This window comes from Motilibacter rhizosphaerae (assembly GCF_004216915.1).
Classification (GTDB): domain Bacteria; phylum Actinomycetota; class Actinomycetes; order Motilibacterales; family Motilibacteraceae; genus Motilibacter; species Motilibacter rhizosphaerae.
This window is the reverse complement of the sequence record NZ_SGXD01000002.1, coordinates 629916-656770: the sequence shown is the minus strand read 5'-3', so window position 1 is coordinate 656770 and position 26855 is coordinate 629916. Positions and strand designations below refer to the sequence as shown.

Here is a 26855-nt window from a genome sequence, read left to right as displayed (position 1 = left end):
GGCCGGTCCGACGGTGGTGCCATGACCTCGACCGCCCTCGACCACCTCGAGCCCCTGGACGTGCGGGAGCCGGAGCCGCGCCCGGCCCGCGACCCGCGCCGCCTGCTGCACGGGCGGGCCGACGACCCCGCGTGGGTCCGGCCCGCCCTGCTCGCCCTGCTCGCCGCGACCGGCGTCCTCTACTTCTGGGGACTGTCCGCGTCCGGCTGGGCCAACTCGTTCTACGCCGCCGCCGTGCAGGCCGGGTCGGTGAGCTGGAAGGCGTTCTTCTTCGGCTCGTCCGACGCCGCGGGCTCCATCACCGTCGACAAGTCGCCGGCCTCGCTGTGGCTCATGGAGCTCTCGGCCCGCACCTTCGGGCTGAGCTCCTGGTCGATGCTCGCGCCGCAGGCCGTGCTCGGCATCGCCACCGTCGGGACGGTGTACGCCGCGGTGCGCCGCGTCGCCTCCGCCGGGGCGGGCCTGCTCGCCGGTGCGGTCTGCGCGCTGACCCCGGTCGCCGTGCTGATGTTCCGCTTCAACAACCCCGACGCGCTGCTGGTCCTCTGCATGGCGCTCGCGGCGTACTGGATGACGCGGGCCACCGAGGACGCGCGCACGACGTGGCTGCTGCTGGCGGGATCCGCGATCGGCGTGGGCTTCCTCGCCAAGATGCTGCAGGTGCTCCTCGTGGTCCCCGGCTTCGCGCTGGTCTACCTCGTGCTGGCCCCGACGGGCTTCTGGCGCCGGGTCCGCCAGCTGCTCCTCGCCGGGGTGGCGCTCGTCGCCTCGGCCGGGTGGTGGGTCGCGATCGTCGAGCTGTGGCCCGCGTCCGACCGCCCGTACATCGGCGGCTCGCAGCACAACAGCATCCTCGAGCTCGTCATCGGCTACAACGGCCTCGGCCGGCTCGACGGAGACGAGACCGGCAGCGTGGTCGGCGGTGGCGGCGGTGCCGGGGGGAACGGCGGCGGCATGTGGGGCTCCACGGGACTGACGCGGCTGTTCGGCAGCGAGATCGGCGGCCAGGTGTCCTGGCTCATCCCCGCCGCGCTGGTCGCGCTCGTCGCCGGGCTCGCGCTCACCTGGCGGGCGCAGCGCACGGACAGGGTCCGGGCGGCCCTGCTGATCTGGGGCAGCTGGCTCGCCGGCACCGCGCTCGTCTTCAGCGAGATGAAGGGCATCTTCCACCCGTACTACACGGTGGCGCTGGCCCCCGCCATCGGCGCGACCCTCGCCATCGGCGCAGAGCTGCTGTGGCGCGGGCGCTCCTCGATCGTCGTCTCCTGGGTGATGGCGGCGACCGTCGCGGGCACCGGCTGGCTCTCCTTCGACCTGCTGAGCCGCAGCGCGTCGTTCGTGCCGTGGCTGCGCTGGGCCGTGCTCGGGGCCGGGCTGCTCGCGGCCGTGCTGATGCTCGGCGCCACGCTGCGCGCCCGGGTCGCCGTCGCCGCGGTCGTGCTCTCGCTCGTGGCGGGGCTGGGAGGCCCCGCGGCGTACGCGGTGCAGACCGCCTCGACCGGTCACACCGGCTCGATCCCGAGCGCCGGCCCCCAGGTCGCCGGTGGCCGCGGCCCCGGCCCCGGCGGTGGAGGCGGGTTCCGCGGCGGACCCCGCGGCGGCTTCCCCGGGGGCACTGCTCCCGGTGGCACTGCTCCGACTGGCACGACGGGCGGGTTCCGCGGTGGCGCGGGCGGCGGCCTGCTCGAGGGCTCGACCCCGTCGACCGCGATCACCCAGGCCCTGCTGGCGGACGCGGGCGACTACACCTGGGTCGCGGCAGCCGTCGGGTCGAACAGCGCCTCCGGCTACCAGCTGGCGACCGGCAAGCCCGTGATGGCGATCGGCGGCTTCAACGGCAGCGACCCGTCGCCGACGCTGGCGCAGTTCGAGGCGTACGTCGCCGCCGGCAAGATCCACTACTTCATCGCCGGTGGCGGGATGGGTGGCGGGACCCAGATGGGCGGCAGCGGCGCCTCGAGCTCGATCACCTCATGGGTCGAGTCGCACTGCACCGCGACGACGATCGGCGGCGTGACGGTCTACGACCTGACGGCGCCCACGGACTGACCCTCCTCGTGATCATGCGGATCCTGGGGTTCGTCCCGACCGGACGGGCCCCAGGATCTGCATGATCGCGGGGGAGGGCGGTTGACCGGCTCCGACATACCGCGTATACATACGCGGTATGTCGATCCGTACGGGCCTGCTGGCCCTCCTCGCCGACGGTCCGCGCTACGGCTACCAGCTGCGCAGCGACTTCGAGGCCCGCACCGGCGCCACCTGGCCGCTCAACATCGGGCAGGTCTACACGACGCTCGCGCGCCTCGAGCGCGACGGGCTGGTGTCCCGCGCAGGGGCTGACGACGAGGGCCGGGTCAGCTACGCGATCACGCCGGAGGGGCACGAGGAGGTGCGTCGCTGGTTCGCCACCCCCGTCGACCGCTCGACGCCGGCACGCGACGAGCTCGCGATCAAGCTCGCGGTCGCAGTGACGGTCCCCGGGGTGGACGTCGCCGCGGTCGTGCAGGCCCAGCGCACCGCCACGCTGCGCGCGCTGCGGGACTACACCCGGCTCAAGGCGGGGGCCGGCACCGGCGACCGCGCCGAGCTCGCCTGGCTGCTCGTCCTCGACTCGCTGGTCTTCGCCGCCGAGGCGGAGGTGCGCTGGCTCGACCACGTCGAGGCGCGCCTCGCCCGGGCGGCGGCGCTCCCCGTCCCGGCGACGAGCGCCCCTGACCGCGAGCGCGCGGCGCAGGCAGGGGAGCCGGTCCGATGAACCCCGCGCCGATGAGCCCCGACCCGACGCAGCCCGTGCTCGAGCTGCGGGACGTCTCCCGGGTGCACGGACAGGGCGGCACGGAGGTCCACGCCCTGCGCGGCGTGAGCCTGCGGGTCGTCCCCGGCGAGCTCGTCGCCGTCATGGGGCCGAGCGGGTCGGGCAAGTCGACCCTGCTCACCATCGCCGGGGGGCTCGACACCCCCAGCAGCGGCGAGGTGCTCGTCGAGGGCATGCCGCTGCGCGGGCTGGGCCGGCGCGAGCTCGCCCGCCTGCGCCGCCGATCGGTCGGCTACGTGTTCCAGGACCTCAACCTCGTGCCCGCCCTCACCGCGGCCGAGAACGTCGCGCTGCCCCGCGAGCTCGACGGCGTCCGCGCCGCCACGGCCCGCGACGAGGCGCTCGACGTGCTGGAGGAGGTGGGCATCGCCGAGCTCGCGGACCGCTACCCGGACGACATGTCCGGCGGCCAGCAGCAGCGCGTGGCGATCGCCCGCGCGCTCGTCGGCGGCCGGCGCCTCGTGCTCGCCGACGAGCCGACGGGCGCGCTCGACTCGGAGACCGGGGAGGCGGTGCTCCGCCTGCTGCGCGCCCGGGTCGACGCCGGCGCCGCGGGCGTGCTCGTCACGCACGAGGCGCGGCACGCCGCCTGGGCCGACCGCGTGGTGTTCCTCCGCGACGGGCGCGCGGTGGACGACACGGGGTACGCCGCGACCCCTGACGCCGTCCTCCACGGGCGCAGCGCATGAGCCTGCGGCTGCTGCTGCGCGTGGCCCGTCGCGACGCCGCGCGCTCCCGGGGGCGCAGCCTGCTGGTGGTCGCGATGGTCGCGCTTCCCGTGCTCGGCCTCACCGCCGGTGACGTCCTGGCGTGGAGCGTGCGGCTCGACCCCTCCGAGCGGGTCGAGCGCCGGCTCGGCGCGACCAGCGCGGAGCTCCGCGTGGTCGACCCGACCGGCGGACCGGTGCTCCAGCTGCCGGGCGCCGGGCAGTGGACGAGCCCGCCGGACGCGCCGACGGGGACGCTGCCCGCCGCTACCGCGTGGCAGCGCGCCGCGGCCCTGCTCCCTCCCGGTTCCACCGCCAGCCCCACCCGCTCCGGCAGCGCGCTGCTCGCGACGCGCGCGGGCCAGGCGCAGAGCCCGGTCGCCGAGATCGACACCCGGCTGCCCGCGCTCCGCCCGCTGCTGCTCGTCCGTCGCGGCCGGCTGCCGCTCGCCGCCGGCGAGGCGGCCGTCTCCCCGCAGGTCCTCTCCCGGACCGGCGTGCGCGTCGGCGGGACCCTGCGGCTGCTCGACCCGGCCCGCGAGCTCACGGTGGTCGGCGTGGCGACCGGCTACGGGCCGGCGTACGGCCTCGGCATCACGACCCTGCCGGGGCAGGTCCTCCCCGCGACCACCCTACCGGACCGGCTGCTCGTCACCACGCCGCGCCCGGTCAGCTGGGCCGAGGTCCAGCGGTGGTCGGCGACCGGGGTCGTGACGTACTCCCGTGCCGTCGTCCTGCACCCGCCCGCCGACGCGGCGGTGCCGGCGTACCGGCTGGTCGGCTCGGGCAGCACGAACCGCGACGTGGTGACGCTCGCGGTCGGCGCCACGCTCGTCGTCGTCCTGGCCGCGCTCGAGGTCGTCCTCCTCGCCGGTGCCGCCTTCGCGGTCGGCGCCCGGCGCCAGGCCCGCGCACTGGCGCTGGTCGAGGCGGCGGGAGGGGAGCCCCGCCACGTGCGCGGGGTCGTCCTCGCCGGCGGGGCCGTGCTGGGCGCGGTCGCCGGCGTGCTCGGCAGCGCCCTCGGCGTCGCCACGGGCAGCGCCGTGCTCGCGTGGATGCGCCGCGCGGAGTACGGCGGGGTGCCCGGCCACGTCGAGCTCCGCCCGCTCGAGCTCGCGGCGATCGCCCTGCTCGGCGTGCTGACGGGGGTCGCGGCGGCGCTGCTGCCCGCCCGTGCCGCCGCCCGCCAGGACGTCGTGGCCGTGCTGGCCGGTCGGCGCCCGCTGCCGCCGCTGCGCCGCCGCGTGCCGGTGACCGGCCTCGTGCTCTGCGTGCTCGGCGCCGTGGTGGCGGCGCTGGGCTCGGCGCTCGGCCTCGCGGTCGCGCACAGCTCCGCGGCCGGGGGCCCGCGCCGGTACGCCGCTGCCGGCCTCATCGCCGGCGGCGCCGGCCTCACCGAGCTCGGGCTCGTCCTCGCCAGCGGCGCGGTGGTCGCCCTGCTCGGCCGGGTCGCGACCCGGCTGCCGGTCGCCCCGCGGCTCGCCCTGCGCGACGCCGCCCGCCAGCGCAGCCGCACCGCCCCTGCCGTGGCGGCCGTGCTCACCGCGGTGACCGGCGCGTGCGCCGTCGTCCTCGTCGCCGCGAGCGTGCAGGACCGCGGCCGACGCTCGTACGTGCCGGACGCGCCCGTCGGCACGGCCCTCGTGCAGCTGCGGACCTACGTCGACGACGGCGCCGGCGGCACCCGGGAGCTCGTGCACGACCCGGCGCGCGTCCAGGACGTGCTGCGCCAGCAGCTCGGCGCCACCACCAGCGCCGTGGTCGGGGAGGTGGTCGACCCGCGCTGCCGCGCGGACGGCAGCGACTGCCGCTCCGTCGAGGTCCAGCGCGCGCCGGCCGACCGCTGCCCGCAGGAGGACGGCGCCCGGCAGGACCCGCGCGACCCCCGCTGCGCCGGCGGCTGGGCGATCGCCGGGGGCTCGCTCCCCGTCGTGGCCACGGGGGACGCGCGCGCCGTCGCCGCCATCACGGGCCGCCCGTCGGACGCGACCGACCCGGCGGTGCAGCGCGCGCTCGCCGACGGCGGTGCGGTGGTGTTCCGCCGCGTGGGGACGGGCGACCCGTACCTCGGCAAGGGCGGGCGGCTCTGGGTCGGCGTCGACCGCCCGGACGGCTCCGCGCTGGGCGACGCGCCGGTGCCCGCCGTCGTCGTGCCGGTGACGAGCACGGCGCCCGCCGCCCTGCTGGGCCCGCGGCTGGTCGCGTCGCTCGGCATGGCCGGGCGGCCCTCCCAGGTGCTGGCCTCGGGCCCGCAGCCGCCGAGCGCCGCCCAGGAGGACGCCGCCCGCGCGGCGCTCGCGACCGCGGCGTCCCCGGGCTACCTCGAGGTCGAGCGCGGCTGGCACGGGACGCTCGGGTACCTGCTCGTCGCCCTCGTCCTCGCCGCCGGGCTGGTCGTGCTCGGGGCGTCGTGGGTGACGACCGGGCTCGCGCAGGCCGACTCCCGCGCGGACTCCGCCACGCTCGCGGCGGTCGGGGCCGACCCCGGCGTACGCCGTCGCGTGTCCGCCGCCCAGGCCCTCGCGGTCTCCGGCACCGGCACGCTGCTCGGCGTGCTCGCCGGCTTCGTCCCGGCGCTGGCCTTCGTCGGGCAGGACGAGAGCCTGCGCACCGTCGTGCCCTGGGCGCCGCTGCTCGTCCTGCTGCTGGGCGTCCCCGTCGTGGCGGCGCTCACCTCGGGGCTCGCGACCCGCGGCCGGCTCCAGCTCCAGCGGCGCGTCGCCTGAGCGGGGCCGGACGAGCTCCGCTGGCTAGGCTGGGCGCGCGCCGCGGGAGTGGCGGAACTGGCAGACGCGCGGGACTTAGGATCCCGTGCCCGCGAGGGCTTAGGGGTTCGAGCCCCCTCTCCCGCACGACCGGCGCGGCGGGGACTAGACGCCGAGCTCCCGCCGCAGCTTCGCCACGTGCCCCGTCGCCTTGACGGCGTACTGGGCACGCTCGACCCGGCCCTCCTCGTCCAGCACGAAGGTCGAGCGGATGACGCCCTCGACCTGCTTGCCGTAGAGCGACTTCGTGCCGTACGCCCCCCAGGCCCGCAGCACGTCCTTCGACGGGTCGGACAGCAGCGGGAAGGTCAGCCCCTGGGCGTCGCGGAAGGCGGCCAGCTTCGCCGGCGGGTCGGGGGAGATGCCGACCACGGCGTACCCGGCGGCGCGCAGCGGCTCGAGGGAGTCGCGGAAGTCGCAGGCCTGCTTCGTGCAGCCGGGCGTGCCGGCCGCCGGGTAGAAGTAGACGACCGCGCGGCGGCCGCGCAGGTCGGCCAGGGACAGCTCGCCGCCGTCGGCGTCGGGCAGGGTGAACGCGGGCGCGGGGTCCCCGGGGGCGAGGCGCACAGGAGCGGCGTCGGTCATGGCCAGCAGGATAGGCGGGCGCCCCCTGCTGGGCACCCGGGCGTGGACCCGGCATGATCGGGTATCCCCGGGACAGACCAGCAGGCGCCCAGCCCGGGCCACCACAGGAGGATCGACCGTGAGCCAGCACTCGGCCGCCGGCACCACCCACCGGACCCCCGGCGACATCGAGCGCGACATCGAGGCCACGCGCGCCCGCCTCGCCGGCACCATCGACGAGATCAGCGACCGGGTCAAGCCGGCCAACGTCGTCGCGGAGCTCAAGGAGAAGGCGCGCGCCCAGGTGGTCGACGAGCACGGCGCGCTGCGCATCGAGCGCGTCGGGGCCGCCGCCGCCGCGGCGGCGTCCGCCGTGGGCCTCGTCGTCCTGCGCGCGGTGCGCCGCAAGTAGTGGCAGCGGTGGAGGGCTCCGGCGGCCTGCCCGTCCGGCTGCTGCACGACCGGGTCCTCTGCCGCACGGGCAGCGGCGAGGGGGAGCGCCGCAGCACCGGCGGCATCCTCATCCCGGCGACGGCCGCGGTGGGCAAGCGGCTCGCCTGGGCCGAGGTCGTGGCCGTCGGGCCCAGCGTGCGGAGCATCGAGACCGGCGACAGCGTGCTGTTCGACCCCGAGGACAAGGCCGAGGTCGAGCTGCACGGCGCGACGTACGTCCTGCTGCGCGAGCGCGACGTCTCCGCGCTGGCCGCCGCGCGCGTCAGCGAGGGCGCGACCGGGCTGTACCTCTGACGCGCACGACGAAGGGCGCCCCTCGATCGAGGAGCGCCCTTCTCACGGGTGCGCCGCCAGGGACTCGAACCCCGAACCCGCGGATTAAGAGTCCGCTGCTCTGCCAGTTGAGCTAGCGGCGCGCGAGGAAGAGAATAGCAGGACCTCGGCCCGGTCCGTGCCAGGCCCGCCCTGTGCTGCCCGGTGCTGCTGCCCGGTGCTGCTGCCCGCCTGGTCGCGCCGCTCCAGGCAGCAGGTGGACGGACCGTCAGCCCGCGGACCACCAGGCGAGCTCGGGCTGGCCCTCGTGCTCGAGGATGTCGCGCGAGCTCGGCCCGCCGTCGTCGGTGAGGTCGCACAGCAGGGACAGGGGGATCCCCGCCTGCAGCAGTCGCATGCACAGCTGCGCGGAGGTGTCCCGCGCGCCCATCGTCGTCGCTCCCATGGCAATGTCCTCGGGCCGGTCGGGCGGTGCCTGGATGCGCCGCTCGGGTTGGCATCCCCCCGGGGGACGCGCTTCCCACCTCCGGGGCAGGCGGTTCACCCGGGAGGAGCAGCCCCCGGCCCGACCCCTGGCTCCAGCGCCGCCACGCCGAGCACGATCTTCGGCGCGGCGAAGGCCTCGGCGTACGCCGCCCGGCACTCCATGCCGCGCAGCCGGGCCAGGCCGGAGAACGTGTCGGCCCGCCACCAGTCGTGGGGGCGCTGCGAGGGGTAGTGCTCGTCGAGCAGCGCCCACTTGCGCTCGACCAGCTCGGGGGAGAGCGGCCAGTAGACCTGCGGGCGGGTCGCGCCGAGGTCGCCGTCCCACTTGGGGATCTCGTAGTGCAGGACCACGGCGTCGCGGAACGCCGTGCGCACGAGCTCGCCGAGCAACCGGTGGTCCTGGTGCGCGTCGGCCGGGGAGGGCGCGAGCACGACGTCGGGCCGGGTCGCGGCCGCGGTCTCCTGCAGCAGGTCCTTCACGGCGTCCCAGTGCCCCGGCAGCCGCCCGTCGGGCAGACCGCCGAAGCGGGCGGTGGGGACCACCGGCGCGCAGAACGCCGCGAGGCTCGACCGGGCCTCGCGCTCGCGCTTCGGGGTGGAGGCGAGCACGAGGGCGTCGGCCGAGCCGAGCGCGGCGCGCGCCGCGAGGTCGAGGAGGAGCCCGCCGGCGCCGATCTCGACGTCGTCGCAGTGCGCGCCGACGAGGACGAGGCGGAGGGGGCGGTCGAGCGAGGGGACGAGCTCGAGCACGAGCGTCAGCTCGCGATCTCGTCGTCCGCCGCGCGGCGCTGCCCGACGGCGGCCGGCCGCGGCGCCCGAGCCGGGACCTCCACCGCGCGGGCGGGCTCGCGCGCCCAGCGGGCCCACGGGCGGTTGCCGTGGCGCGCCATGTCGTCGAGCAGGCTGCGCTCCTTGACGGTGTCCGCCGGCATCCAGAACCCGTCGTACGGGTACGCCAGCAGCTCGCGCCGGTCCGCGAGGCGGGGCAGCGCATCGGTGACGAGGTCCTCGCCCTCGTCGAGGACGTCGAAGACCTCCTGGCGGAAGAAGAAGTAGCCGCCGTTCTCGCGCACGTCGAGCGAGGACACGGGGCGGATCGCCTCCACGCGCTGATCGGCGTCCATCTCGACCATGTGGAAGGCCGCCTGCGGCGGCACGGCGAGCAGCGAGCCCACGGCCCCGGACTCGCGGAAGCGCTGCTCGATGACGTCGAGGGGGGCGTCGGTCAGCACGTCGGCGTAGTTGGCGGCGAAGACCTCCTCGCCCTCGAGGTGGGGGCGCACCTGGCGCAGCCGCTCGCCGATCGGCGTCTCCAGCCCGGTGTGGACGAAGGTGATCGTCCAGTCGCCGATGTCGCTGGAGAGCATCTCCACGTCGGCCCCGCTGCGCCGCATGACGAAGTCGTTGGAGCGCGTCTCGTCGTAGTGCAGGAAGTAGTCGGTGACGTGGTGCGCGCCGTAGCCGAGGCAGAGGATGAACTCCGTGTGCCCGAAGTGGGCGTAGGTGCGCATCACGTGCCACAGCAGCGGCCGGTCCCCGATGACCTGCATCGGCTTGGGCAGGTCGGTCAGCCCGTCGCGCATCCGCATCCCGTAGCCGCCGCAGAAGAGCACGACCTTCACGCTGCACCACCGCGCCGCCCGGTCCCTGACGTGAACGCTCCCACCAGTCCCCCTCGCCTCCGTGCCGGCGGCACCGTCCCCCGCGGTGGTGCCGTCCTCCTCCGTCGAGGCTAGTGCGGGCGCCGCGGCCCCGGGCAGGAACCCGCGCGGTTGGCCCGTCCGGCCCCATGATCCCGGCGCCGGCCGAGCGGGGTCAGGGCTGCTGGCCCTCGTCGGGCACGACCACGCCCTCGCGGAGCAGCCGCCGCACCAGCACCTCGGCGTCGCCGGGGTCGTCCACCGGCAGCTCGCCCACCACTGCGCCGCCGTCCGCCAGCAGCCGCTCGAGCGCCGTACGGGTCTGCGCGGGCAGGGAGAGCTGGCGCTCCGGGAGCAGCAGCAGCACGGGGGCGGCCTGGTCGTCCGTCGGCGTCCCCTCGGCGAGCCGCACGCGCAGCGCGGGACGCAGCCGCACCCGGGTGCCGGGACCGACCGCAGCGGCGGCCGCCGCCTGGCGCACGGGGGAGAGCGGTCCGGGGCGGCTCTGCGGCCAGAAGCGGCGGCGCATCCGGTCCGCGACCGCCTGCGCGTCGGCACCGCGCAGCTCGGCCGCGAGGGCCTCGAGCGTGCTGGCCAGGTCCTCGCGCAGCTGCTCGGGATCCGCGACGTCGACGCCCAGCGGCAGCGAGCGGCGCAGCTCCTCGGCGCCCGCCGCCCCGGCGAGCAGGGCCTCCGCCAGGGCGTACCGCGTGATGCTGTGGATCCCGACGGTCACGTGGGCCGAGGTCTCGCCCAGCGCCTCGGCGGAGTGCAGCCAGCCGCGCGGGAGGTAGAGCACGTCACCCGGCTCGAGCACCTCCTCGAGCTCCGGGGGCTCGGCGGCGCGGGCGGCGACGGCCGTCTTGCGGTCGGTCCAGGGCTGCGAGCGCAGCGGCGCCTCGAGCACGGGGCGGCGCACCTGCCAGCGCTTGCGGCCGGCGACCTGGATGACGAAGACGTCGTGCACGTCGTAGTGCGGGTCGAAGCCGCGCGACTGCGGGGGAGTGACGTACGCGTTGACCTGGACCGGGTGCCCGAGCTCCGCGGCGAGGTCCGTGGCGAAGCGGACGAGCGGGGGGTGCGTGCGGTGCAGGCCCTGCAGGACGAGCGTCGAGCCGTCGGCGAACAGCCCGAGGAGGGCGTCGTCGCGGACCTGGTCGCCCACCTCGGCGCCGGCGCCGCCGCTGCCGGTCCACCGCCCCGGTTCGACCACCTTGCCGTCCTTGGCGACGCGGAGGAACGGCGTGCGCAGCCCCGAGGTCGAGACCAGGGCGTCGACGGCGTCGAGGTCGAGCAGGTCGGAGAGGCCGCCCGGCCCGCCGGGAAGCGCAGCGGCGCGGGCGAGCAGCGCCTCCCGGCCCCAGTGGCGCTCGGCGAACTCCTCGACGGGCAGGGGGAGCAGCCGGGCGAGCGCCGGCCCGGAGGTCCGGGGCCGGCGCTGCCCGGCAGCGAGGAGCGTCATCGGAGAGCGGTCAGGCCGAGCGGTCAGGAGGCGGAGGAGTCCGCGCCGCCGTCGCCGGCGCCGCCGTCAGCGCCACCGTCGTGCTCGCCCGCGACGCCGCCGGCGCCGGAGTCCGCCGGGCCGTGCGCGCCACCGTCGGCGCCGCCGTCAGCGCCACCGTCAGCGCCACCGTCGGCGCCACCGTCAGCGCCGCCGTCGTGCTCGCCGGGGACGCCGCTCGCGCCCGAGTCGGCCGGGCCGTGGGCGCCGGAGTCCGCGCCGCCGTCGCCGGAGGTGATGTCGCTGTCGTCGAGGGCCATGGAGGCTCCTTCCAGGTCGGCCGGCGCGCCTGCGCTGCGCCGTGCATGTGCATCGTGCCCCACCGGGCGGCACCGCGCAGTGCCGCCCCCGGCGGTCCTCCCCCGGCCGCGGCAGGTGAACCTTCGGTGAATGATCAGCCGGCGGCTCTTGCCCGCCGCAGCCCCGGGGAACTCGGCGGGTGACCCACCGGGCCCCGATCGCGGAGGCGCTCCATGACCGCCCAGAACCTCCTGCTGCTCACCGTCGTCATCACCGCGGTGGGCTTCGACTTCACCAACGGCTTCCACGACACCGCCAACGCGATGGCGACCTCGATCGCCACCGGCGCCCTGCGGCCCAAGGTGGCCGTCGCCCTGTCGGGGGCGCTGAACTTCGTGGGGGCCTTCCTGTCGCTCAAGGTCTCGGCGACCATCGCGAACAACATCGTCGACCAGGGGTCGGTGACGCTCGCGATCGTCTTCGCCGGCCTCGCGGGCGCGATCATCTGGAACCTCGCGACGTGGTACCTCGGGCTGCCGTCGAGCTCCTCGCACGCGCTCATCGGCGGCGTCATCGGCGCGACGTGGGTCGCGGCCGGGTCCCACGCCGTGCTCGGCAAGGGGATCCTCAAGTCGGTCGTGATCCCCGCGCTGCTCGCGCCGTTCGCGGCAGGCCTCGTCGCGCTCCTCGGGACCCTCGCGGTCTACCTCATCACCAGGCGGATCGACGACCGCACGCGCACGCACGGCTTCCGCATCGCCCAGGTCGGCTCGGCCTCGCTGGTCTCGCTCGCGCACGGCACCAACGACGCGCAGAAGACGATGGGCATCATCACGCTCGCCCTGGTCGCGAACCACACCATCGACAAGGGCGCGGCGACGCCGACCTGGGTGATCGTGCTGTGCGCGCTCGCGATCAGCCTCGGGACGTACCTCGGGGGCTGGCGGGTCATCCGGACGCTCGGCAAGGGCATCACCGAGATCGAGACGCCGCAGGGCTTCGCCGCCGAGGGCGCGTCGGCGTCGGTCATCCTCGCCTCGTCGCACTTCGGCTACCCGCTCTCCACGACCCACGTCGTGTCCGGTTCCGTGCTCGGCTCGGGCGTCGGGCGCCGCCTCGCCGAGGTGCGCTGGTCGGTGGCCGGGCGCATGGCCGTCGCGTGGGTGCTGACGCTCCCGGCCGCCGCGGTCGTCGGCGGCGTCGCCGTCAAGGCCGCCGACGGCATCGGGGGCACGACCGGCGTCGTCGTCATGGCGCTCGTCCTCGCGGCCTGCGCCGCGGGCTTCTTCGTCGCGTCGCGCCGCGCCCCCGTCAGCGCCCACAACGTCAACGACGACTGGAGCGGCTCGACCGCCCCCACCGACCACGAGCGCGTCCCCGCCGGCGTCTGAGCCCCCTCCCCACCCGACTCCAGGAGGTCCCCGTGAGCGACTACATCGACTTCTCCGCGCTGGGCCAGGTGCTCCTGGCCAGCGTCGTGCTCGGCGCCGGGCTCGTCGCGCTGTTCGCCGTCGGCCTGGTCGGCGTCTCCGCCGCCCGCGGCGAGACCGTCTCCAGCGACGGCAGCCTCGGCGTCCACCGCGGCTCCCCGCTCGGGTACGTGCTGGCCGCCGTCTGCTTCGCCGTCGTCCTCGCCGGCATCGGCCTCGGCATCTGGTCGATCCTCGCGAAGTAGCCGCCGACCGGGGGAGGAGGGCGTCGTCGCGACGCTCTCGTCCCGTGATTCCCCTCGATGTCCTGACGGCACCGGTTGCCCGGGTGTATCAACGGAGCGGTGTCTCCGCTCCGACCGTCGAACCCCCGCCGGGGGGACGGCCGGGCGAGGGCCCGGTGCACGAGAGGGGAGTCTCGATGCAGGTCCCAGTGTGGCTCAGCGCCAGCGACCGGTCCTTCGGAGCGGAGGTCGCTCGACGCCTCGCGACGTGCCCGGAGATCCGCCTGCTGCCGACCAGCATGGCCGACCGGGCGGCCGTCGCGGTCGTCGCGGCGCGCGGTCTCGACGTCACGAGCTCGCGGCTGGTCGCCGCGGCGCGGGCCCGGGGGCTCGCGTGCCTCGTCGTCTGCGGCGCCGTGCCCCCGGCAGGGGCGCGCCAGCAGCTGCCCGCGGGCGTGAGCCTGCTCCCGCTCGTGGAGACCGGCGCCGGTCGGCTGCCCGAGGTGGTCGCGACGCTGGCGCGCGGGGGGAGCCGCGGCGTCCCCGCCCAGCGGGCCGCCGTCCCCCGGGTCGTCGACCTGACGGCGCGCGAGCTCGTCGAGGTCGCCCCCGTCGCCGTGTCCGTGTCCGTGCCCGCCGCGGCAGCGGCCCTCCCGCTCGCCGGCGGCAGCGGGGCGGACGGGGAGCCCCTGCGCGAGCGCGAGGTCGCGGTGCTGCGGCTCGTCGCCGAGGGGTTCGACACGGCGGAGATCGCGCGGCACCTGTCGTACTCGGAGCGCACCGTCAAGGGCGTGCTCCACGACGTCACGACGCGGCTCGAGCTGAGGAACCGCTCGCACGCGGTGGCGTACGCCCTGAGGCGCGGGCTGATCTAGCGCCGGCGGGCCTAGCGCGGGAGGCGGACGACCTCGGGCCGTGCCGTGACCTCGGGCCGGGCCGTGACCCGGGCCGTGCCGTCCACGGCGGGGTCCACGCGCAGGGTGCCGCCGCGCCGGGACGCGCAGCCGGCGGCGTAGCGGAGGAAGTCCACGAGGTCGGCGGGGAGGGCGCCGAGCTCGGTCGCGTCGAGCACCACGGCCCCGCCGGGCTGCAGGGCGCGCACGGCCTCGGCCACGCGCTGCCACATGAGCGGGGACTCCACGTCGTCGCCGAGGGCGACGCGCACAGCGGGGAGGGTGACCGGCTCGCGCAGCACCCGGGGGGCGGCGGGGTTCCGCGGCGCGAGCGGTGTCGTCAGGGGGGCGGGGATGGTGGACCGCCGCCGGGTGAGGTCGATGATCCGCTCGGGCTCGCCCCGCAGCAGGGCAGGACGGCGGTCAGGCTCGACACGCTCCGCGGCAACCGACACGGTCTGCCTCCTCCCTGAGGGTCCCGACTGCTTCGTCCCCGCCCAGGACGAGCCCCAACCCCCGTGACCGGCACTTTTCCGGCGTGTTCGCGCACCCTCCCGCACAACCGCACCGAGGGCAAGAAACCGTTGCGGCACGAAGAGAACTCCCTGTTGCGCGGGTGTTGCGGGCGCGGCACCCGGGCGCGTCGGGGCTGCCGCCGCCAGCACCGGGCGGCGGGTTTTGCGGGGCCTCCGCAGGGGTCCGGACGACGGTTCCGCTCGCGCCGCGGTCGCAACACGGAGTTTCCGCGCGCAGTCGTTGACACCGGCCACCGCCAGGGACAAGATCCAGCGCAGAAGGACCGCGTTCCATACCAACCGCGGTCGCGCGTCCCCGAGGAGGGCAGGGCCCGTGTCCCGCACCAGTCCCGAGGCCAGCCGCCCGGCGGCCACCGAGCACGACCGCGACGCCCAGCGGCTCAACGAGCTGGGCTACGCCCAGGAGCTCAAGCGCGGGATGGGGTGGTTCTCGAACTTCGCCGTCTCGTTCACGATCATCTCGATCCTCACCGGCGGCATCACGACGTACTACCTCGGCATGCTCGCCGGCGGCCCGATCGTCATCATCTGGGGCTGGCTGCTCGTCGGCGGCATGGTGACCCTCGTCGGTGCCGCGATGGCCGAGGTCTGCTCGAGCTACCCCACCGCCGGTGGCCTCTACTACTGGTCCGCGAAGCTGGCCCCTCCCGGGAAGGCCGCGGTCTGGAGCTGGTTCACCGGGTGGTTCAACCTGCTCGGCCAGGTCGCCGTGACGGCGTCGATCGACTTCGGCCTCGCGAACTTCATCGCGTTCTTCGTCAAGCTCGTCTTCGACGACTCGTTCCGCGCCACCCCTCGCACCGTGCTGGGCATCTACTTCGTGGTCCTCGTGCTCCACGGCCTGCTCAACACCTTCGGCGTCAAGCTGACCGCCCTGCTCAGCGACGTCAGCGTCTGGTGGCACCTCGTCGGCACCGTGCTCGTCGTGGGTGCGCTGTTCATCGTGCCGGACCAGCACCGCAGCATCGGCTGGGTCTTCGGCCAGTACGAGAACGAGACCGGGTGGGGCTTCACCGGCAACGCGGTCTGGGTCGCAGCGATCGGCTGCATGCTCGCGCAGTACACCCTCACGGGCTACGACGCCTCGGCCCACATGACCGAGGAGACGCGCGACGCCTCGGTCAGCGGCCCCAAGGGCATCATGACCTCGATCTGGGTGAGCGTCGTCGCGGGCTTCGTGCTCATGCTCGGCCTGACCTTCGCCATCCCGCCGAAGAGCTACGACGACATCGCCGCGCTGGGCACGTTCTCCGCCGGCCAGATCATCCTCGACGCCGTGGGGGGCGGCTTCGCCAAGTTCCTCCTCTTCGTCATCGTCGTCGCGCAGTTCTTCTGCGGCATGGCGTCGGTGACGGCCAACAGCCGCATGATCTACGCGTTCTCCCGTGACGGCGCCGTGCCGGGCTCGAAGCTCTGGCACCGCATCAACCCGCGCACCCGGACGCCCACGAACTCCATCTGGTTCGCCGCGGCGTTCGCCTTCGTCCTCGGCATCCCGTCGCTCGTCACCAACAAGGCCGGCGTCCCGGTCGCGTTCTTCGCGATCGTCTCCGTCGCGGTGGTCGGGCTCTACATCTCCTACGTCATGCCGGTGCTGCTCCGCCGGCTCGCCGGCGACAGCTTCCAGCCCGGCCCGTGGAACCTCGGGCGCTGGAGCCCGCTCATCGGCTGGGCCGCGATCATCTGGGTCGTGCTCATCTGCTTCCCGCTGCTGCTGCCGCAGTTCAGCCCCGTCACCGCCAGTTCGTTCAACTACGCCCCGGTCGCGGTGGTCGCGGTCATCGGCTTCGCCTGGCTCTACTGGGTGCTCTCGGCGCGGAAGTGGTTCGTCGGGCCCAAGGTCCAGGGCACGCCCGAGGAGCTGGCAGCGATCGAGCGCGAGCTCGAGAGCCTGGCCTAGCGGTGGTGGCCGGGCCGGCGGCGAGCAACGTCGAGGCGCTCTGGTCGCGCTCGCTGTTCCGGCCCGTACGCGACCGCAACACCTTCGAGGTCGCCGTCGAGCGGCTGGCGCAGGGCATCCGGCTCGGCGTCCTGCCGTACGGCGCCCGCCTCCCGCCCGAGCGCGAGCTGGCGGAGCGGTTCGAGGTCAGCCGGGTGACGCTGCGCGAGGCCATCAAGGCCCTGCGCGAAGCGGGCTTCGTCGAGTCCCGGCGCGGTCGCGGCGGGGGGACCTTCGTCGTCTGGGCGGGCGCCCGCAGGGGTGGCGCCGACGCGGCGGCGATGGCACGGGGGATGGGCGACCGGCTCCTCGACGCGCTGGACTTCCGGCGCGTCGTGGAGCCGGGCGCCGCAGCGCTGGCCGCCACCCGCGAGCTCGCCGACTCCGACCGCGACTACCTCTGCGCCTGCCTGGCCGCCGCCGAGGCCCCGCCCGGCGACCACCACTCCGCGGACAGCGGTCGGCGGCTGGCCGACAGCCGGCTGCACCTCGCGATCGCGGGGCTGGCCGGCAGCGAGTCGCTCGCCCGTGCGGTGGCCGACGTGCAGCTGCGCCTCGACGAGCTGCTCCGGGCGATCCCCGTGCTGCGGCACAACATCGCGCACTCCGACCGGCAGCACGCGGCCATCGTCGACGCGGTCCTCGGCGGCGACCCGGTCGGCGCGCGGACCGCCATGGAGGAGCACGTCGACGGCACGGCGGCGCTGCTGCGGGGGTTCCTGTCGTGAGCCCCGAGCCCAAGGTACGGTTCCCGTACCAATCCCCGGAGGAGGACGCATGACGCCGCTCACCGTCGAGCAGCTGCGCGTGGACGTGGAGGCGGGGCGCACCGACACCGTGCTCCTCTCGCTCACGGACCTGCAGGGCCGGTTGTCCGGCAAGCGCCTGCACGCGCCCTTCTTCGTCGACGAGGTGCTGGCCCACGGCAGCGAGGCCTGCAGCTACCTGCTGGCCGTCGACGTCGACATGAACACGGTCGGCGGCTACGCGATCTCCTCCTGGGAGTCGGGCTACGGCGACGTCGTGCTCAAGCCCGACCTCGACACGCTGCGGCCCGTCCCGTGGCAGGAGGGGACCGTCTCGGTCCTCGCGGACGTGGAGTGGGAGGACGGCAGCCCGGTCGCGCAGAGCCCGCGCCAGATCCTGCGGCGCCAGCTCGACCGGCTCGCCGAGCGCGGGCTGCGGGCCTACGCCGGCACGGAGCTGGAGTTCCTGGTGTTCCGGGACACCTACGAGCAGGCCTGGACGAGCGGCTACCGCGACCTCACCCCGGCGAACCTCTACAACGTCGACTACTCGATGATCGGCACCGCGCGCATCGAGCCCCTGCTCCGCCGGATCCGGCTCGCGATGGCGGGTGCCGGGCTGACCGTCGAGTCGGCCAAGGGCGAGTGCAACCTCGGCCAGCACGAGATCGCCTTCCGCTACGCCGAGGCGCTGCGCACCTGCGACGACCACGTGCTCTACAAGACCGCGGCCAAGGAGATCGCCGCGCAGGAGGGCATGGCGCTGACCTTCATGGCGAAGTACGACCAGCGCGAGGGCAACTCCTGCCACATCCACCTCTCGGTGAGAGGTGCCGACGACGACGCGCCCGTCATGGCGGGCGACGGCGAGCACGGCTTCTCGCCGCTCATGGAGCACTGGCTCGCGGGCCAGCTCGCCTCGCTGCGCGAGCTCACCCTGCTGTTCGCGCCGAACATCAACAGCTACAAGCGCTTCGCCCCGGGCTCCTTCGCCCCCACCGCCGTGCGCTGGGGGCGCGACAACCGAACCTGCGCCCTGCGGGTCGTCGGGCGCGGGCAGTCGCTGCGCGTCGAGAACCGCGTGCCGGGCGGCGACGTCAACCCCTACTTCGCGGTGGCGGGCATCGTCGCGGCCGGCCTGCGCGGCATCGAGGAGGAGCTGCCGCTGGAGGCGGCGTTCCCCGGCAACGCGTACCTCGACGACGGCCCTCGCGTGCCGGAGACGCTGCAGGAGGCGCTGCAGCTGTGGGAGTCCAGCGAGCTCGCGCTCGCCGCCTTCGGTCCCGAGGTCGTCGAGCACTACGCCAACACCGCGCGCGTCGAGCTGGCGGCGTTCGGCTCGGCCGTGACGGACTGGGAGCGCTACCGGGGGTTCGAGCGGCTGTGAGCACCACCTTCGACGTCCTCGACCCCTCGACCGAGGAGCTGGTCGAGACCGTGCCGCTCGCGACGGTCGAGCAGACCGACGCCGCGGTCGCGGCCGCGCTCGCCGCGTACCCGGCGTGGAGGGCGGTCGCGCCCGCCGACCGGGCCCGGCTGCTGCGCCGCTTCGCCGCGCTCGTGGACCGCGACCGCGAGGAGCTCGCGCAGACCGAGGTGCGCAACGCCGGCCACACGATCGGCAACGCCCGCTGGGAGGCGGGCAACGTCCGCGACGTGCTCGACTACTACGCCGCCGCGCCGGAGCGGCTGTTCGGCCGGCAGATCCCGGTGGCCGGCGGGGTCGACGTCACCTTCCACGAGCCGCTCGGGGTCGTCGGCGCCATCGTGCCGTGGAACTTCCCGATGCCCATCGCCGCCTGGGCCTTCGCCCCGGCGCTCGCCGCGGGGAACTGCGTCGTGCTGAAGCCCGCCGAGCTCACCCCGCTCACCGCGCTGCACCTCGCCCGCCTCGCGCTCGAGGCCGGCATCCCCGAGGGCGTCCTCACCGTCCTGCCGGGGGAGGGCCCGGTCGTCGGCCGTCGCCTCGTCGAGCACCCCGACGTCCGCAAGGTCGTCTTCACCGGCTCGACCGCCGTCGGCAAGGACATCGCCGCGCGCTGCGCGCAGCAGCTCAAGCGCGTCACGCTCGAGCTCGGCGGGAAGTCCGCCAACATCGTCTTCGCCGACGCCGACCTCGAGCGCGCGGCGGCCACCGCGCCGTACGCCGTCTTCGACAACGCCGGCCAGGACTGCTGCGCGCGCTCGCGGATCCTCGTGCAGCGCAGCGCCTACGACCGCTTCCTCGAGCTGCTCGAGCCCGCGGTCAAGGGCGTGCGCGTCGAGCACCCCTCCAGCGAGAGCGCCGAGATGGGCCCGCTGATCAGCGCGGAGCAGCGCGACCGCGTGGCGTCGTACGTGCCGGAGGGCGCCCCGGTCGCCTTCCGCGGCTCGGTCCCCGAGGGCCCGGGGTTCTGGTTCCCGCCGACGGTGCTGGCGCCGGTGTCGCCCGGCGACCGCGTCCTCACCGAGGAGGTCTTCGGGCCCGTCGTCGCCGTCGTGCCCTTCGAGGACGAGGCGGACGCGGTGCGGATCGCCAACGCGACGGCGTACGGCCTGGCGGGCTCGATCTGGACCCGTGACGTCGGGCGCGCGTTCCGGGTCGCGCGCGGCGTCGAGGCCGGCAACCTCTCGGTCAACTCGCACTCGTCGGTGCGCTACTCGACGCCGTTCGGCGGGTTCAAGCAGTCCGGGCTCGGCCGCGAGCTCGGGCCGGACGCGCTGAGCTCCTTCACCGAGGTCAAGAACGTCTTCCTGAGCACGGAGGGTTAGAGCAGTGGCAGAGCGCCTGCAGGGCCGCGTCGGCGTCATCACCGGCGGGGGGAGCGGGATCGGGCTGGCGACAGCCGTCCGCTTCGCCGCCGAGGGGGCGAAGGTCGTCGTGGTCGACGTCGACGAGGCCGCCGGGAAGGCCGCGGCCGACCAGGTCGGCGGCACCTTCGTGCGCGCGGACGTGACCGACCAGGAGCAGGTCGAGGCGGTCTACGCCACGGCGTACGAGACGTACGGGTCGGTCGACATCGCCTTCAACAACGCGGGCATCTCGCCGCCCGACGACGACTCGATCCTCACCACGGGGATCGACGCGTGGCGTCGCGTGCAGGAGGTCAACCTGACCTCGGTCTACCTGTGCTGCAAGGCGGTCCTGCCCTACATGCAGCGGCAGGGCAAGGGCTCGATCATCAACACCGCGTCGTTCGTCGCGGTGATGGGCGCGGCGACGTCGCAGATCTCCTACACCGCCTCCAAGGGCGGCGTGCTCGCGATGTCGCGCGAGCTCGGCGTGCAGTTCGCGCGCGAGGGCATCCGCGTCAACGCGCTGTGCCCCGGGCCGGTCAACACCCCGCTGCTGCAGGAGCTCTTCGCGAAGGACCCCGAGCGCGCGGCGCGCCGGCTCGTGCACATCCCGGCTGGCCGCTTCGCGGACGCCAGCGAGATCGCTGCTGCCGTGGCGTTCCTCGCGAGCGACGACGCGTCGTTCGTGACCGCGTCCACCTTCCTCGTCGACGGCGGCATCTCCGGGGCCTACGTCACGCCGGTGTAGGCGGCGCGAACTCGGCCGCGAGCATCGTGACGTCGTCGGTGCGGCTGCCGCGCGACCAGGCGTGGAGGGCGGCGCGGAGGGCGCCGAGCCCCTGCTCGAGGCTGCCGTCGGCGAGCCGGCCGCCGGCGGTCAGCAGGGGGAAGTCGCCCTCGGGCCCGCGCGCCTCGACGACGCCGTCGGTGTAGAGCAGCAGCCGGTCGCCGGGTACGAGGCGCACCCGCGAGCAGCTGCCGCTGCTGCCGAGCCCCAGGGGCAGGGCGCCCGCGGGGGGCGGCAGCGTCTCGACCCGGCCCGCGCGGACGAGCAGCGGCGGGGGGTGCCCCGCGTTGCAGACGCGCAGCTCGTCGCCCTGGAGCTCGGCGAGCACCGCGGTGACGAAGTCCTCCGGCCCGGCGGCCCGGGCCACCGCGCGGTCGAGGTCGCGGGCGAGCTCGCCGAGGTCGGCCCGCTCGTGCGCCCGCTCGCGGAACGCCCCGAGCACCGTGCTCGCGAGGCGGACGGCGTCCAACCCGTGCCCGCGCACGTCGGCGAGCAGCAGGCGGGTGCCGAACGGGCTCGGGACCGCGGCGTACAGGTCGCCGCCGACGGCGGCGTCCTCGTCCGCGCTCTCGTAGGACGCGGTCAGCACGAGGTCGCCGAGCCGCCGCGGCACCGGGGGCAGGATCGCCTGCTGCGCCACGGCGGCGATGCGCTGCACGCGGGCGAGCCGCTCCTCCCGGTGCACCCGGCTGCGCGCGGCGGCGACGGCCAGCGCCCCGCCCGCGGCGATGAGGACGAGGCGGACGACCTGGTCGGGCAGGCGCGGCGCGGCGTACTGGTCGGACAGGGTGCCGAGGGCGGCGCCGAGCGCGAGGGCGAGCACCGCGTACGCGGCCGTCGCCCGCGGGCCGAGCAGGCTGGAGGCGAGCAGCGGGGTGATGACGGCGAGCGCGAGGACGACCGCGTGCTTGCCGGTCGCCACCTCGAGCGCGGCCACGCCGAGGGCGACGAGCGCGGGTGCGGAGCGGGCGAGTCGCCGGTCGGTGCTCAGGACTGCCTGCTGCGGTGGTCCTGCGCCGCGGCGCGGAGGCCCTCGAAGAGCCGCAGGTCCTCGTCGACCTCGGGGTGCCACAGCACCCCCAGCGCGAAGGGGTGCCCGGGCACCTCGACGGCCTCGACGCTCCCGTCGTCCGGGACGGTGCCGGAGGCGACCAGCGAGCCGACGGTGTCGACGCCCTGGTGGTGGTAGGACGCGACCGTCACCTCGTCGCCGAGCACCGCGTGCGCGAGCGTCCCGGGGGAGAGCCGGACGGCGTGGCGTCCGTAGACGCCGGGCTCGGGGCGGTGGCCCTCGTGGCCCACGACGTCGGGCAGGTGCTGGCAGAGCGTCCCGCCCGCCGCTGCGGTGAGCAGCTGCATGCCGCGGCAGATCCCCAGCAGCGGCAGCCGCTGCTCCAGGGCCGCCTGCAGCAGTGCGCTCTCCGCGGCGTCGCGGTCGGGCCGCAGCCCGGTGGTGCGCGGGTCGGGCTCGGCGGCGTACAGCGCCGGGTCGAGGTCCGCGCCCCCGGCGAGCACGAGCCCGTCGAGGTGGGCCAGCACGGCGGCGGGGTCGAGCGCGGCGGCCGGGGGGAGCACCACCGGCAGGCCCCCGGCCGCGACGACCCGGGCGACGTAGGCCTCGGGGAGCAGGACGGCGCGGACGGCGTCCCAGGGGCCCCAGGCGGCGGGCTCGACGTAGCTGGTGATGCCGATGACGGGGCGCACGAGGACAGGCTGCCACAGCGGAGGATCGTGCCTAGCCCGCCGCCAGCCGTCCCTCGGCGAGCCGGACCACGCGGTCGGCGTACGCGGTGGCGAGCGCGTCGTGGCTCGCGAGCAGCACGGCGAGCCCGTCGGCGTGGCAGCGGCGGCGCAGCTCGGCGAGCACCACCCGGGTGAGGTCCTCGTCGAGCCGGCTGGTGGGCTCGTCGGCGAGCAGCAGGGCCGGCCGGACGACGAGCGCGCGCGCGAGCGCGGCCCGCTGGGCCTGGCCCAGGGAGACCGCGTCGGGGCGGCGGTCGGCCTCCCCGGCGATCTGCAGCTCCTCGAGGGCGTGCAGCGCCGCGGTACGCGGTGCGGGCACCCCCGCGAGGCGCGCGGGCAGGGCGACGTTCTCGAGCAGGGTCAGCTCCTCGAGCAGCCCGGTCTGCTGGGGGACGACCGCGGTCCGCTCCCACGCCGTCGCGGCTCCGGGGGCCGTCACCTCGACCTCGCCGGAGTCCGGATCCTCCCACCCGAGGATGCAGCTGAGCAGCGTCGTCTTGCCCGAGCCGGACCGGCCGAGCAGCACGACCAGCTCGCCGGCGGCCACCTGCAGCTCGACGCCCTGCAGGGCGTGGACGACCTCGTCGCCGCGGCGGTAGGACTTGCGCAGCCCGCGCACCTCCAGGACGGGCGCGGCGTCGGGCAGCGCGCTCATGCCGGCGGCTCGAGGCGCACGCCGCGCTCGTCCAGGGTCACGAGCACGCGGCCGCCGGGGAAGCGGGCCAGGGCGTCGTCGGGCAGCTGCACGCGGCCGTCGGGGTCGATGACGGCGACGTGCCGGCCGTCGACGCGCTCCCCGGCGATCGTCCCCGACCGCATGGCGAGCACCCGGTCGGCGACCTGCTCGACACGGGGGTCGTGCGTGGCGAGGAGCACCGTGGTCCCGCGCGCCGTGAGCGCCCGCACGGCGCGGAGCACGTCGTCCGCGGTCGCCTCGTCGAGCTCGCCGGTCGGCTCGTCGGCGATGAGGAGCTGCGGGCCGCCGACCACGGCCTGGGCGAGCGCGAGCCGCTGCTGCTCGCCCCCGGAGAGCTGGTCCGGACGGTGCTCCGCGCGGTGGCCGAGCTCGAGCAGGCCGAGCAGCTCGTCGGCGGCCTCCGTGAGCGGGCGGCCGCGCAGGCCGCGCATCCGCCCCGCCGCGCGCAGGTGCCCGAGCGCGGTGAGCTGCGGCTGCAGGTTGTCCGACGGACGCGCGAGGACGAAGCCGACGCTGCGGCGGCGCAGGGCGCGCAGCCCGCGCCGCGACAGCGGGCCGAGCGGCGTCCCGGCGATCTCCGCGGTGCCCGCCGTCGGCCGGTCCTGGGCCGCGAGGATGCGCAGCAGGCTCGTCTTGCCCGAGCCCGACGGGCCGGTGAGCGCCGTCAGCGAGCCCGCGGGCAGCTGCAGGTCGACGCCCTTGAGGGCGTGCACGTCACCCTCCGGCGCGGCGTAGATGCGGACCACGCCCGAGCACCGGGCGGCGGCCGCGGCGCTCACGCGGGCGCCCGCATGACGGTGCCGGCGGGAGCGCGCCGGGCGAGCCGGTCGACGAGCAGCGCGCCGAGGACGACCGCGGCGAGCGTGCCCACCACCACGGCGAGCAGGGCGAGGGCGGGCACGCGGAAGAGCGGCGCCGGCGCCACTGCCGGGACCGGGTCGACGCGGCCGAGCACGAAGGCGCAGGCCGGCAGGGCCAGCACGCAGCCGCAGACGAGCGCCGTCCCGGCGAGCAGTCCGAGCTCGAGCGCCGCGGCCGTCCGCCCGGCCGCGCGGCCGAGGCCCATGCGGTCGAGGAGCACGGTGGCGACCGTGCGGCGCCGCTGCTGCCCCGCGGCGTGGAGCACGAGCCCGAGCAGCCCCAGGGCGCCGCCCGCGCCCGCGACCGCGCGGAGGTAGGCCAGCGCGTACGCCGCGGAGCGGACGTCGGGCCGCTGCAGGAAGCCCGCGGTGGTCGTCGTCGTGGCGGCGGCGCCGCTGCCGGTGAGGCCGAGCGCGCGCTGCGCGGGGGCCGAGTCCCCGCGTACCCAGACCTCCTGGTCGAACAGCGCGCGCGGCGAGGGGTCGTGCGCGGCGAGGGCGGCGAGGAGCGGCTGCTGGGCCACGACGACGAGGGGGCCGCGGCCCAGCATGCCCGGGAAGGCCGGCACGCGCGCGACGACCTGCACCTGCAGGGTGTACGGGCCCTCCTGCAGCGCCGCCGCCCCGGTGCTCGGCAGCCCCGTCGCGTCGCCGGCGATGACGACCGGCACGCTCCCCGGGGCCCCGGCCAGCCGGTGCAGCAGGCGGTCGCGGTCCCCGAAGCGGGTGTCCCACGTCGCCACCGCGGCGAACGTCTCCGGGTCGAGCGCGAGCAGGGCGGCGTTGCGGGTGGCGGACGCGACGCTCACCTGGGGGTCGCGCAGCACGGCCGAGGTCCCCGCGGGCAGCGCGGGCAGCACGCGGTCGTCGGCCGACACGACGGCGTCCGCCCCGACGGCCACGGCCGCCTTCGCGCGCAGCGTGCGGGAGGACGAGTCGGCGAGCGCGCTGGCGTAGACGGAGAGCCCGAGCGCGACGGCGCACGCCACGACGACGAGGCGCGCGGCTCCAGGGGCGGCGAGGACGCGCCGTGCGGCCAGGAAGGCGCCGGTCGGCAGTCGGTCGAGCGCGGGGAGCGCGCGCGGCGCCAGGCGCTGGAGCGCGGTGACGGCGAGCCCGGCGCCGGCCCCGACGACGAGCAGGGGGACCGCCAGCGCGACCGCACCGAGCGGTGCGCCGCCGGTGCTCGTGCCGGTGCTCGTGCCGCTGCCGTGGAGGAGGGGGAGCGCCGCGACGGCGGCGACCGCGCTGAGGACGGGGAGCCAGGGGACGCGGCCGAGCCGCTGCTCCAGCCGTCCGGCGTCCACCCGGTCCAGCCGCGCGACGAGCGCGGCGGTGACGACCGCGACCACCACGAGGGCCGCGACCGCGGCGAGCAGGGCACCGGCCGCCGTCGCCGTGTCCGGGCGCACCCGGGCGGGCCCCAGCAGCGAGACCCCGGCCCAGCCGAGGGCCGTCCCGAGGACCGCGCCGAGCAGGACCGCGGGTACGGCCGCACGGGCCGCGCGGCCCGCGGCCTCGGCGGGCCGCAGCCCGCGGGCGAGCAGTCCGCGGAGCTGCACCTCGCGCCGCCGGGACGACGCCGCCGCCCATGCCCCGACGAGGACGAGCGCGGCCGCCGCACCGCCGACGCCCACGGCGCGCACCGGCGGGGAGAGCAGCGCGGTCGTCCTGCGGGCGTCCGCGATGAGCCCGGGCAGCGAGGTGCGCAGGACCGGCGGATCGCCGACGGGGAGGGCCGCCTCCGTGACCCGGCCGCCGGCGACGGCGGCGGCGAGGCGGGCGTACGCCGACGCCGTTCGCTCGGCGGTGGCGAGGTCGAGGGTGCGGGGTGCGGGGAACGACCACTCGACGTCGACCGGGGAGTCGATGGTGCCGGCGAGCGCGTCCAGCAGGGCCGGCGCGGCGATGACGGGCGCCGGCGGGTAGACGACGCCCTCGTCGCCGCGGCCCGGTGCCCGCAGGAAGAAGCGCAGGCCGAGCCCCGCCCAGTACGCCGCGAGGGGCGCCGCCGGGCGCACGTAGATCCCCGAGACCGTCACTCCTGCCGGGCGGGCCCTGGTCGTCACGCTGCCGGCGAGGGTCATCCGGTCGCCCGGCCGCAGGTGCAGCTGGTCGGCGAGGTCCTGGGGGACGAGGACGCCCGCGGCGTCGACGCGTCCGGCGACGAGGTGGAGGTTGGCCTCGGCCGAGCTGCTGGTGGTGGTGCTGGTCGGGCTCGTGCTCGTGCTCGTGCTCGTGCGGGAGACGAGCACGACGGGCGCGTGGGCGTGCTTCGGGCCCGGGACGGCGGGGTCCTGGACGCTCACCGGCTCGACCGTCTGCAGCTCGAGGGCGTCGCCGAGCCCGGCGTCGCGGCCGGCCGCACTGACGGCCGAGGAGAGCGCGTCGAGGTGCGCCAGGCGCTCGGTCTGGGGCTCGGCGCCCTGCCCGCGCGTACCGCCCACGACGGTGGCGGAGACCGCCGACGGGTCGAGCGCCTCCCGCCCGTGGCGCCAGGTCGCCTCCCCGGCGGCCGCCACGTCGAGGGGCGCGGAGACCGCGACGCCCACGAGGACCGCGGTCAGCAGCACGAGCCCGACGTCCGGCCGAGGTACGCGGCGGAGCGCAGCCAGCCGGCCCGTCCGCCCCGACCTGCGCATGGTCCTCCCCGAAGCCGGCCCGTACGCCGTCCTCGTCACGCTAGTCGAGCCGTGTGACGGGCACGGGTCGGCGGGTCCCGCGGGTGCGGCGCAGTGCGGCGCAGTGCGGCTCGGCCGCGGGAAGGAGCGCGCCGGT

The 26855-nt window shown here is 76.2% G+C and carries 26 protein-coding genes and 2 tRNA genes; 15 read left to right on the top strand and 13 right to left on the bottom strand.

What is annotated here, in order from left to right:
• Positions 1-21: 21 nt before the first annotated feature.
• The 5 genes from EV189_RS08555 to EV189_RS08535 all read left to right on the top strand — a co-directional run bounded on the left by EV189_RS08555 (position 22) and on the right by EV189_RS08535 (position 6377).
• A complete protein-coding gene (locus EV189_RS08555; protein WP_130492482.1) occupies positions 22-2049 on the top strand; it encodes an ArnT family glycosyltransferase in 2028 nt (675 codons plus the stop codon).
• Positions 2050-2167: 118 nt separating this feature from the next.
• Positions 2168-2758: a PadR family transcriptional regulator gene (locus tag EV189_RS08550; protein ID WP_130492481.1), complete on the top strand. Its 591-nt coding sequence runs from the start codon at positions 2168-2170 to the stop codon at positions 2756-2758.
• A gap of 11 nt (positions 2759-2769) precedes the next feature.
• Positions 2770-3507 (top strand): ABC transporter ATP-binding protein, encoded by a 738-nt coding sequence (locus tag EV189_RS08545; protein WP_130492957.1) that lies wholly within the window; start codon positions 2770-2772, stop codon positions 3505-3507.
• Positions 3504-6251: an FtsX-like permease family protein gene (locus EV189_RS08540; RefSeq protein WP_130492480.1), complete on the top strand. Its 2748-nt coding sequence runs from the start codon at positions 3504-3506 to the stop codon at positions 6249-6251. Before EV189_RS08545 ends, EV189_RS08540 begins: the two co-directional genes overlap by 4 nt.
• 42 nt (positions 6252-6293) lie before the next feature.
• Positions 6294-6377, top strand: a tRNA-Leu gene (locus EV189_RS08535).
• Between the two features lie 18 nt (positions 6378-6395).
• Here EV189_RS08535 and bcp read toward each other — a convergent pair.
• Positions 6396-6875: a thioredoxin-dependent thiol peroxidase gene (gene bcp, locus EV189_RS08530; RefSeq protein WP_130492479.1), complete on the bottom strand. Its 480-nt coding sequence runs from the start codon at positions 6873-6875 to the stop codon at positions 6396-6398.
• A 118-nt stretch (positions 6876-6993) separates the two neighbouring features.
• Between bcp and EV189_RS08525 the strand changes: the two genes are divergently transcribed.
• Both EV189_RS08525 and EV189_RS08520 read left to right on the top strand, forming a co-directional pair.
• Positions 6994-7266 carry a DUF3618 domain-containing protein gene (locus tag EV189_RS08525; RefSeq protein WP_165400207.1) on the top strand — a complete coding sequence of 91 codons (273 nt, stop codon included), beginning with the start codon at positions 6994-6996 and terminating at the stop codon, positions 7264-7266.
• A complete protein-coding gene (locus tag EV189_RS08520) occupies positions 7266-7601 on the top strand; it encodes a GroES family chaperonin (RefSeq protein ID WP_130492477.1) in 336 nt (111 codons plus the stop codon). The genes EV189_RS08525 and EV189_RS08520 overlap by 1 nt, the downstream gene beginning before the upstream one ends.
• Before the next feature lie 49 nt (positions 7602-7650).
• Here the strand turns inward: EV189_RS08520 and EV189_RS08515 are convergent.
• The 6 genes from EV189_RS08515 to EV189_RS08495 all read right to left on the bottom strand — a co-directional run bounded on the left by EV189_RS08515 (position 7651) and on the right by EV189_RS08495 (position 11467).
• Positions 7651-7723 (bottom strand) — tRNA-Lys (locus tag EV189_RS08515).
• 125 nt (positions 7724-7848) lie between these two features.
• Positions 7849-8025 (bottom strand): hypothetical protein, encoded by a 177-nt coding sequence (locus EV189_RS20160; RefSeq protein ID WP_165400206.1) that lies wholly within the window; start codon positions 8023-8025, stop codon positions 7849-7851.
• Positions 8026-8120: 95 nt separating this feature from the next.
• The gene (locus EV189_RS08510) at positions 8121-8816 is read right to left on the bottom strand and encodes a PIG-L deacetylase family protein (protein ID WP_130492476.1); all 696 of its coding nucleotides are present in this window, start codon (positions 8814-8816) and stop codon (positions 8121-8123) included.
• Between the two features lie 5 nt (positions 8817-8821).
• The gene (locus tag EV189_RS08505) at positions 8822-9688 is read right to left on the bottom strand and encodes a glycosyltransferase family protein (RefSeq protein ID WP_231116196.1); all 867 of its coding nucleotides are present in this window, start codon (positions 9686-9688) and stop codon (positions 8822-8824) included.
• A gap of 193 nt (positions 9689-9881) precedes the next feature.
• Positions 9882-11168 carry a cupin domain-containing protein gene (locus EV189_RS08500; protein ID WP_130492475.1) on the bottom strand — a complete coding sequence of 429 codons (1287 nt, stop codon included), beginning with the start codon at positions 11166-11168 and terminating at the stop codon, positions 9882-9884.
• A 23-nt stretch (positions 11169-11191) separates the two neighbouring features.
• Positions 11192-11467 (bottom strand): BatC protein, encoded by a 276-nt coding sequence (locus EV189_RS08495; protein WP_130492474.1) that lies wholly within the window; start codon positions 11465-11467, stop codon positions 11192-11194.
• A 213-nt stretch (positions 11468-11680) separates the two neighbouring features.
• On the opposite strand from EV189_RS08495, the gene EV189_RS08490 reads away from it, so the two are divergent.
• The 3 genes from EV189_RS08490 to EV189_RS08480 all read left to right on the top strand — a co-directional run bounded on the left by EV189_RS08490 (position 11681) and on the right by EV189_RS08480 (position 13976).
• The gene (locus tag EV189_RS08490; RefSeq protein WP_130492473.1) at positions 11681-12838 is read left to right on the top strand and encodes an inorganic phosphate transporter; all 1158 of its coding nucleotides are present in this window, start codon (positions 11681-11683) and stop codon (positions 12836-12838) included.
• 32 nt (positions 12839-12870) lie between these two features.
• Complete coding sequence (locus tag EV189_RS08485) at positions 12871-13122, top strand: hypothetical protein (RefSeq protein WP_130492472.1); 252 nt, start codon at positions 12871-12873, stop codon at positions 13120-13122.
• Between the two features lie 176 nt (positions 13123-13298).
• Positions 13299-13976 (top strand): helix-turn-helix transcriptional regulator, encoded by a 678-nt coding sequence (locus tag EV189_RS08480; RefSeq protein WP_231116195.1) that lies wholly within the window; start codon positions 13299-13301, stop codon positions 13974-13976.
• Positions 13977-13987: 11 nt separating this feature from the next.
• On the opposite strand, the gene EV189_RS08475 is transcribed toward EV189_RS08480, so the two are convergent.
• Positions 13988-14449, bottom strand: coding sequence for a hypothetical protein (locus EV189_RS08475; RefSeq protein WP_130492471.1), 462 nt, complete (start codon positions 14447-14449; stop codon positions 13988-13990).
• Positions 14450-14948: 499 nt separating this feature from the next.
• Between EV189_RS08475 and EV189_RS08470 the strand changes: the two genes are divergently transcribed.
• From EV189_RS08470 to EV189_RS08450, 5 genes are read left to right on the top strand one after another with little or no spacing between them, the layout of a single operon-like run.
• A complete protein-coding gene (locus EV189_RS08470) occupies positions 14949-16430 on the top strand; it encodes an amino acid permease (RefSeq protein ID WP_130492955.1) in 1482 nt (493 codons plus the stop codon).
• Between the two features lie 5 nt (positions 16431-16435).
• Positions 16436-17197, top strand: coding sequence for a FadR/GntR family transcriptional regulator (locus EV189_RS08465; RefSeq protein ID WP_130492954.1), 762 nt, complete (start codon positions 16436-16438; stop codon positions 17195-17197).
• A 49-nt stretch (positions 17198-17246) separates the two neighbouring features.
• The gene (locus EV189_RS08460) at positions 17247-18602 is read left to right on the top strand and encodes a glutamine synthetase family protein (protein ID WP_130492470.1); all 1356 of its coding nucleotides are present in this window, start codon (positions 17247-17249) and stop codon (positions 18600-18602) included.
• Positions 18599-19966 carry an aldehyde dehydrogenase family protein gene (locus EV189_RS08455; protein ID WP_130492469.1) on the top strand — a complete coding sequence of 456 codons (1368 nt, stop codon included), beginning with the start codon at positions 18599-18601 and terminating at the stop codon, positions 19964-19966. The genes EV189_RS08460 and EV189_RS08455 overlap by 4 nt, the downstream gene beginning before the upstream one ends.
• 4 nt (positions 19967-19970) lie before the next feature.
• Positions 19971-20738, top strand: coding sequence for a 3-oxoacyl-ACP reductase (locus EV189_RS08450; protein ID WP_130492468.1), 768 nt, complete (start codon positions 19971-19973; stop codon positions 20736-20738).
• On the opposite strand, the gene EV189_RS08445 is transcribed toward EV189_RS08450, so the two are convergent.
• From EV189_RS08445 to EV189_RS20150, 5 genes are read right to left on the bottom strand one after another with little or no spacing between them, the layout of a single operon-like run.
• Positions 20725-21714, bottom strand: coding sequence for a PP2C family protein-serine/threonine phosphatase (locus EV189_RS08445; RefSeq protein WP_231116192.1), 990 nt, complete (start codon positions 21712-21714; stop codon positions 20725-20727). The genes EV189_RS08450 and EV189_RS08445 overlap by 14 nt on opposite strands.
• A gap of 50 nt (positions 21715-21764) precedes the next feature.
• The gene (locus tag EV189_RS08440; protein WP_130492467.1) at positions 21765-22481 is read right to left on the bottom strand and encodes a gamma-glutamyl-gamma-aminobutyrate hydrolase family protein; all 717 of its coding nucleotides are present in this window, start codon (positions 22479-22481) and stop codon (positions 21765-21767) included.
• 31 nt (positions 22482-22512) lie between these two features.
• On the bottom strand, positions 22513-23175 hold the full coding sequence (locus EV189_RS08435) for an ATP-binding cassette domain-containing protein (RefSeq protein WP_130492466.1): 663 nt from the start codon (positions 23173-23175) through the stop codon (positions 22513-22515).
• Complete coding sequence (locus EV189_RS20155; protein ID WP_165400205.1) at positions 23172-23996, bottom strand: ABC transporter ATP-binding protein; 825 nt, start codon at positions 23994-23996, stop codon at positions 23172-23174. Before EV189_RS20155 ends, EV189_RS08435 begins: the two co-directional genes overlap by 4 nt.
• Positions 23993-26719 carry a thioesterase domain-containing protein gene (locus tag EV189_RS20150; protein WP_165400204.1) on the bottom strand — a complete coding sequence of 909 codons (2727 nt, stop codon included), beginning with the start codon at positions 26717-26719 and terminating at the stop codon, positions 23993-23995. Before EV189_RS20150 ends, EV189_RS20155 begins: the two co-directional genes overlap by 4 nt.
• Positions 26720-26855: the final 136 nt, after the last annotated feature.

Bases quoted from the DNA above. Each gene is read 5' to 3' on its own strand.
- EV189_RS08490 (WP_130492473.1), top strand. From the start codon at position 11,681: ATGACCGCCCAGAACCTCCTGCTGCTCACCGTCGTCATCACCGCGGTG.
- EV189_RS08495 (WP_130492474.1), bottom strand. From the start codon at position 11,467: ATGGCCCTCGACGACAGCGACATCACCTCCGGCGACGGCGGCGCGGAC.
- EV189_RS08545 (WP_130492957.1), top strand. From the start codon at position 2,770: ATGAGCCCCGACCCGACGCAGCCCGTGCTCGAGCTGCGGGACGTCTCC.
- EV189_RS08500 (WP_130492475.1), bottom strand. From the start codon at position 11,168: ATGACGCTCCTCGCTGCCGGGCAGCGCCGGCCCCGGACCTCCGGGCCG.
- bcp (WP_130492479.1), bottom strand. From the start codon at position 6,875: ATGACCGACGCCGCTCCTGTGCGCCTCGCCCCCGGGGACCCCGCGCCC.
- EV189_RS08550 (WP_130492481.1), top strand. From the start codon at position 2,168: ATGTCGATCCGTACGGGCCTGCTGGCCCTCCTCGCCGACGGTCCGCGC.
- EV189_RS08470 (WP_130492955.1), top strand. From the start codon at position 14,949: ATGGGGTGGTTCTCGAACTTCGCCGTCTCGTTCACGATCATCTCGATC.
- EV189_RS08540 (WP_130492480.1), top strand. From the start codon at position 3,504: ATGAGCCTGCGGCTGCTGCTGCGCGTGGCCCGTCGCGACGCCGCGCGC.
- EV189_RS08435 (WP_130492466.1), bottom strand. From the start codon at position 23,175: ATGAGCGCGCTGCCCGACGCCGCGCCCGTCCTGGAGGTGCGCGGGCTG.
- EV189_RS20160 (WP_165400206.1), bottom strand. From the start codon at position 8,025: ATGGGAGCGACGACGATGGGCGCGCGGGACACCTCCGCGCAGCTGTGC.
- EV189_RS08460 (WP_130492470.1), top strand. From the start codon at position 17,247: ATGACGCCGCTCACCGTCGAGCAGCTGCGCGTGGACGTGGAGGCGGGG.
- EV189_RS20150 (WP_165400204.1), bottom strand. From the start codon at position 26,719: ATGCGCAGGTCGGGGCGGACGGGCCGGCTGGCTGCGCTCCGCCGCGTA.
- EV189_RS08555 (WP_130492482.1), top strand. From the start codon at position 22: ATGACCTCGACCGCCCTCGACCACCTCGAGCCCCTGGACGTGCGGGAG.
- EV189_RS08480 (WP_231116195.1), top strand. From the start codon at position 13,299: ATGCAGGTCCCAGTGTGGCTCAGCGCCAGCGACCGGTCCTTCGGAGCG.